Below are 4,323 nucleotides of genomic sequence, written 5' to 3'. Positions count from 1 at the left end.
GTGGCGGCGGCCAGGACCCGGGCTCTCATGGTCAGGCACCATACCGAGGCCGGCCGCCGGGCCCGGCGCGCCTCACCCGGGCCGCCCGGAGCCGGCGAGCCCGATCTCGGCGAGGTAGTCGTACAGGGTGGCCGAGGCGCGCAGCCGCCGCAGGCTGCGCCGGTGCAGGTCCTGCTCGCGCCGGGCCAGCTCGGCGTGCACCCGTTGGGGCCGGCCGCTGGTGCGCATCTCGTCGAGGACCGCCGTCACGATCTCGAAGGGGTAGCCGCCCCGGCGCAGCAGCGCGACGACCTGCGCGGCGCGCAGCTCCGCCGCGTCGTACAGCCGGTAGCTCGTGCCCGGTTCGCGCGCCGGCCGCAGCAACCCCCGCTCCTCCCAGAGCCGGAGCTGGGAGGTGCGGACGCCGACCAGGTCCGCGACCTCGCCGATCCGGGCGCCGCGCCGGGGCGCGGGCACCACGACCGGCGGGCTGACCACCACCGTCTCGAAGGCGCCCAGGACCCGGCGGATCTCGGTCCGCTCCCGGTCCAGTTCGGCGTGGCCGGCGTCCAACGCCGTCAGCGCCGCCGCCAGGTCGCCCCGGTGGACCGCGAGCATCACCTCCCGGGTACGCGCCCAGCCGTGCCCCTCGGCCATCCGGCGCAGCACGGCGAGCGCGCGCACGTGCGCGACGGTGAACACCCGGTAGCCGCTCGGGGTGCGCTCGACCGGCGGCAGGACCCCCTCGTCGAGATAGTTGCGCACCTGCTGGGTGGAGATCCCGGCGGTGGCCGCGACGTCGACCACCCGCAACCGCCCGTCCTTCACCGGATCACCCTATCGCCTGCCACGTGATTTGAGACTTTTCCGCCCACATCGCGCCGCGCTGCTCGACGGATCGGCGCCGAAGATTACATAGGAACTTCAATGAGACGATCGAACCCATGGAGCAGCCAGCGCGGAACGCCGCCGACAGCCACGACGTCATCGAGGTACGAGGTGCCCGGGAGAACAACCTCACCGGGGTCTCGGTCGACATCCCCAAGCGCCGACTCACCGTCTTCACCGGGGTCTCCGGATCCGGGAAGTCGTCCCTGGTCTTCGGCACCATCGCCGCCGAGTCGCAACGCCTGATCAACGAGACGTACAGCGCCTTTCTGCAGAGCTTCATGCCGAGCCTGAGCCGGCCGGACGTGGACGCGCTGCGCAACCTCAGCGCGGCGATCGTCGTCGACCAGGAGCGGATGGGCGCCAACTCCCGCTCGACGGTCGGCACCGCGACCGACGCGTACGCGATGCTGCGGATCGTGTTCAGCCGGCTCGGGCAGCCGCACGTCGGGCCGGCCGGCGCGTTCAGCTTCAACCTCGCCGAGGGAATGTGCCTCACCTGCGAGGGCCTGGGCCGGGTCTCCGACCTCGACGTGGACGCGATGGTCGACGTGGAGCGGTCGCTCAACGACGGGGCGATCCTGGTGCCGAACTTCGCCGTCGACTCCTGGTACTGGCAGACCATCGTCGGCTCCGGCCTCTTCGACCCCGACACCAAGCTGCAGGACTACACCCCGCAGCAGTGGCAGGACTTCCTGCACAAACCGGCCACGAAGATCAAGATGGGCAGCAACAACTGGACGTACGAGGGGCTGGCGGTGAAGGTGCGCCGGCTCTACCTGGCCAAGGACCGCGAGTCGATGCAGCCGCACATCCGGGCGTTCGTGGACCGGGCGGTCACCTTCACCACCTGCGCCGACTGCGGCGGCACCCGGCTCAACCCGGCGGCGCTCTCCTCGCGGATCGCCGGGCGCAACATCGCCGAGTGCTCTGCCATGCAGATCAGCGACCTGGCGGAGTTCATCCGCGCCGTGGACGACCCGTCGGTGGCCCCGCTGGTGGCCACCCTGCGCGAGACGCTGGACTCGCTGGTGGAGATCGGCCTCGGCTACCTCAGCCTCGACCGGGAGTCGGCGACCCTCTCCGGGGGCGAGGCGCAGCGGGTGAAGATGGTCCGGCACCTGGGCTCCAGCCTCTCCGACGTGACGTACGTCTTCGACGAACCGACCGTCGGGCTGCACCCGCACGACATCGCCCGGATGAACGACCTCCTGCTGCGCCTGCGCGACAAGGGCAACACGGTGCTGGTCGTGGAGCACAAGCCGGAGACCATCGCGATCGCCGACCACGTCGTCGACCTCGGGCCCGGCGCCGGCTCGGCCGGCGGCCGCATCTGCTACACCGGCGACGTCGCCGGCCTGCGCCGCTCCGACACCCTCACCGGGCGCCACCTCGACCACCGGGTCACCCTGCGCGACCCGGTACGCCGTCCGACCGGGCAGTTGCCGATCCGCGGCGCCGACCTGCACAACCTGCGCGACGTCGACGTCGACATCCCGCTCGGGGTGCTCACCGTGGTCACCGGGGTCGCCGGCTCGGGCAAGAGCTCACTGATCCACGGCTCGCTGCCGCGCCGCAGCGGGGTGGTCGTGGTGGACCAGTCCCCCATCCGCGGTTCCCGACGCAGCAACCCGGCCACCTACACCGGGCTGCTCGACCCGATCCGCACCGCCTTCGCCAAGGCCAACGGGGTCAAGGCGGCCCTGTTCAGCGCCAACTCCGAGGGTGCCTGCCCGACCTGCAAGGGCATCGGCCTGGTCTACACCGACCTGGCGATGATGGCCGGCGTCGCCTCGGTGTGCGAGAGCTGCGAGGGGCGCCGCTACACCGACGAGGTGCTGACGTACACGCTGCGCGGGAAGAACATCAGCGAGGTCCTCGCGATGTCGGTCAGCGAGGCCCGGGAGTTCTTCCCCGGCGGTCAGGCCCGCGCCGTGCTGGACCGGCTGGCCGACGTCGGCCTGGGCTACCTGAGCCTGGGCCAGCCGCTGACCACCCTTTCCGGCGGCGAGCGGCAACGGTTGAAGCTGGCCATCCGCATGGCGGAGAAGTCGAGCACCTACGTGCTGGACGAACCCACCACCGGCCTGCACCTGGCCGACGTCGACCAGCTGCTGGCCCTGCTGGACCGGCTCGTCGACGACGGCAACACGGTGATCGTCATCGAGCACCACCAGGCGGTGATGGCGCACGCCGACTGGATCATCGACCTCGGTCCCGGGGCCGGGCACGACGGCGGCCGGATCGTGTTCACCGGCACCCCCGCCGAGCTGGTCGCGCAGGGCGACACCCTCACGGCTCGCCACCTGCGCGAGTACGTCGGCGGGTAGCGCGGCGGCCGGACCGGCTCAGCCGGTGGTCACCGGCTCCTCGGCGCCGGCCCGGTCCCGCCACCACTGCACGACCAGCACCACCGGGCCGACCATCAGCATCGACAGCGCGGCGGTCACCAGGAACACGTCCAGGAAGAGCGTCGCCAGCACGCTGAGCACCGCCAGCGAGAGGGCGACCCGTCCGAGGTGGCCCGGGGTGGACAGCGGGCGACGGTGCGTACCCCGGTAGTGGGGGTCGGCTGCGGCCATGGTGGTACCTGCCTTGCGTGGAGAGCGACCGGGGACGGCGACCGTCGCCGGGCGCCGGCCCTGGTGCCGCGCCGACCGGCGGCGCGGCTGATCATCGTGGCCGGGTTATACCCATTCTGAGCTGCGGGAACCGCCGAGGTAACCAGTACCACAGCCGGTGCACCGCCCGCCGGGTCATGCGCCGACGTCACCCAGCCGGCGCAGCCAGCGTCGCTGCCAGGGCGTCTCCACCGCCCGCGGGTGGTACCGCTCGCGTACCCAGCCCACCGCCCGGTCCGGCGGAAGGCCGTCCAGGATCGCCAGGGCGGCCAGCGCCGTCCCGGTCCGGCCGACGCCGCCCCGGCACGCCACCTCGACCCGCGCGCCGTCGTGCGCCCGGCGCAGCGCCTCGGCCAGCGCGTCGAGGGCGTCGGCGCGGTCGAGCGGCAACCAGAAGTCGGGCCACCGGACCCGCCGGTGCGGCCAGGCCGGTGCCGGGCCCGGGGCCAGGAGCAGGGCGAAGTCGGCGGGTGAGGCGGGATCGCCGACGCGGCGACCGCGCACGGTCGCGCCGCTGGGCAGTACGACCACCCCGGTCGTCTCGGACCAGTCCACCCCGGTGATTCTGCCGCCCGAGGGGTACGGAAAACAGCGCCGCCCCCCGGCCCTGGTGGGTCGGGGGCGGCGCTTAGGTGTCGGTGTGCAGGTCGCCTCTCGGCGAGTGGCACGACGCGGCTCCAGCCGAACGGTATTCCGCGAAGGCAATTTAGGTGAGGCCCGGGGACACTGGACACACCGACACCTGACTCAACAGGCTACCCGCTCCGGGTCTTCCACCTGGTCTCGTGACGCGTGCCACGTGCTTGTTCCGGCCTTGGGTTGCGGTGGTCGGTGG

4 protein-coding genes are annotated in these 4,323 nt (G+C 72.4%); 1 reads left to right on the top strand and 3 read right to left on the bottom strand.

Going from position 1 to position 4,323, the window contains the following annotated elements:
• Positions 1-72: 72 nt before the first annotated feature.
• The gene (locus tag JNW89_RS29145) at positions 73-807 is read right to left on the bottom strand and encodes a MerR family transcriptional regulator (RefSeq protein WP_238451538.1); all 735 of its coding nucleotides are present in this window, start codon (positions 805-807) and stop codon (positions 73-75) included.
• A gap of 116 nt (positions 808-923) precedes the next feature.
• Between JNW89_RS29145 and JNW89_RS29140 the strand changes: the two genes are divergently transcribed.
• Positions 924-3,197, top strand: coding sequence for an excinuclease ABC subunit UvrA (locus tag JNW89_RS29140; RefSeq protein ID WP_238451537.1), 2,274 nt, complete (start codon positions 924-926; stop codon positions 3,195-3,197).
• 18 nt (positions 3,198-3,215) lie between these two features.
• Here the strand turns inward: JNW89_RS29140 and JNW89_RS29135 are convergent, their stop codons facing one another.
• Both JNW89_RS29135 and JNW89_RS29130 read right to left on the bottom strand, forming a co-directional pair.
• Complete coding sequence (locus JNW89_RS29135; RefSeq protein WP_238451536.1) at positions 3,216-3,449, bottom strand: hypothetical protein; 234 nt, start codon at positions 3,447-3,449, stop codon at positions 3,216-3,218.
• Positions 3,450-3,623: 174 nt separating this feature from the next.
• Positions 3,624-4,043, bottom strand: coding sequence for a protein-tyrosine phosphatase family protein (locus JNW89_RS29130; RefSeq protein WP_238451535.1), 420 nt, complete (start codon positions 4,041-4,043; stop codon positions 3,624-3,626).
• Between the last annotated feature and the right edge of the window lie 280 nt (positions 4,044-4,323).

The sequence above is a fragment of the Micromonospora sp. 4G55 genome (assembly GCF_016803375.1).
This window is presented reverse-complemented; position numbering and strand designations above follow the sequence as displayed.

Coding starts and splice junctions, on each gene's coding strand:
- JNW89_RS29135 (WP_238451536.1), bottom strand. CDS start 3,449: ATGGCCGCAGCCGACCCCCACTACCGGGGTACGCACCGTCGCCCGCTG.
- JNW89_RS29140 (WP_238451537.1), top strand. CDS start 924: ATGGAGCAGCCAGCGCGGAACGCCGCCGACAGCCACGACGTCATCGAG.